Annotated in this window: 1 protein-coding gene; it reads right to left on the minus strand. The window is 56.5% G+C overall.

Features of this window, described 5'->3' with window-relative positions; translation table 11 throughout:
* On the minus strand, positions 1-1,936 hold a 1,936-nt coding region (locus ACTHS3_RS12090; RefSeq protein ID WP_440368048.1), incomplete at both ends, for an RHS repeat family protein.

A 1,936-nucleotide genomic window follows, 5' to 3' on the forward strand; every position in this document is an offset into this window, starting at 1 on the left:
GCGTTCTCTTCCTTAGTCGGTACTTTCCATTGGTGCTGGCCGATGATTTGGCCGTTGCCGTTGTAGTCGAAGCAGGTGATGCTGTGGCGGTTGGCGGCGCGGACGAGGTTACCGTCCAAGTCGTATTGGTAAACGGTTTCCTGAACCTTGTCGTTGTTGCGGGCGAGGGTATGGATTAAACGGCCCAATACATCACGTTTGAACTCGGTAATCCGCAGCGGGGTTTGGCTGTCGAGGCCGTCTGAAAGCGGGGCGGCGTCTTTTTTGGGGACGGGCTGTCCGCCCAGCTGCGCCATCAGTTTGGCGGCGAGGGAGGCGTCGTCGCCGAATTCGCGCTGTTCAATCAGTTCGTTGCCGGCGTTGTAGCGGTAGCCGGTGAGCTTATGGTCGAAACCGCTTTCTGCAATCAATCGGTCGAGGACGTCGTAGGCAAAGCGGTAGCGCGCACCGTTTTCATTGGTGAGGCCGACTAAGCGGCGGGCTTGGTCGTAATGGTAGCCGAAGGTATGGCCCAGCGCATTGGTGCGTCGGGTCGGCAAACCGTCTTGGCCGTATTCGTAGGAAGTGGTGTGGCCTTCGGCATCGGTATGGGTGGTCAAACGACCTGCACCATCGTAGCCGAAGGTCTCTTTGCTGCCGTCGGGATAGAGGGCGAGGGTGAGGTTTTGATCGGCGTCGTAGTGGTATTCGGTGTGCTGTCCCAGCGCATCGGTAATACGCGCCAGCTGTCCTTCGGGGGTGTAAGAGAGTTTGGTTTCGTAACCCGAACAGTCGGTAATCCGGTCGGGCTGATGGTTTTTGTTATAGTGATAGGCGGTACTGCTGCCGTTCGGATCGGTTACCGACAGCAACAGACCGTTGCCGGCATATTCGAAACGGGTGATGTGTTTCAGCGGGTCGGTATGGGTCAGTAGGTTGCCCGCTTCGTCATAGGTATAGCCGTGGTAACGGCTTTCGGCATCGCTTTTGCGGATCAGACGGTAGTTGTCGTCATAGTCGAAATGCAGGATGACGCCGTCTGGACGGGTAATGCTTTCTACCTGCCCCTCGTTGCTGTACTGATAGCGGGTAACGCGTCCCATCGCATCGGTGTGGCTGAGCAGACGGCCCAAGTCGTCGCGTTCCATCAGGTTGGTACTGCCGTCGGCAAACACCCGTTTGGTCAACTCGTTGTTGTAATCGTAATGATATTGCTCGGTACGGCCCAATATGTCGGTTACCTCGGTGTAACCTTCGTGATAGGTAAAGCGCCATTCCTCGCCCAAAGAAGTCCAGTTGCGGATGACTTTGCCGGTCGGGGTGTAATGGTCGTATTCGTATTCCGATACCAATCCGGCCACATCCGTATGCGACACCATCAGATTGTTTTTATAACCGAAGCTGCGTTTGACGTTGCCGTCGCGGCCGATGACGCGGATTAAGTCACCACTGCCGTTGTATTCGTAGCGGACCAGCGGATTGCCGATCCGGGCCGTTTCACCGAAGGATGGCAAACCTTCCAACAGCGACACCGACAGCAGCCGCATTTTGGGTGACTGTTCATCGGCCACATTGCCGAAGTTCAGCGAGAATACCCGGCCGTTGCCGTCAATAATGTATTGCGGCAGACCGGTCAGCGGATGATAGACGAAACGCTGATGGTTGCCGTTGGTGTCTTCCACCGCCACCAGTGGGAAGAGGGTGGCATCTTCGTCCGAACCGTCTTCCGCAACCACCAAAGGCGCAAAACGCAGCGCTATCGAACCGTCCAGCGAAGCAATGACGTAATGGCCGTCCGGATTTTTGCTGAACCAAATCTGTTCGCTTTCGAACAAGACCGGCTCTTCGTCATCTTCATCTACTTCCGGCAAAGGGAACAGACGGCCCTGATCGTCGATATAGGCCAATCCGGCCGCATCGCGGATAATGCGCTGGCAGCCCGGTACGCTCCAGCCCT

The organism is Neisseria sp. P0009.S007, from assembly GCF_051962515.1.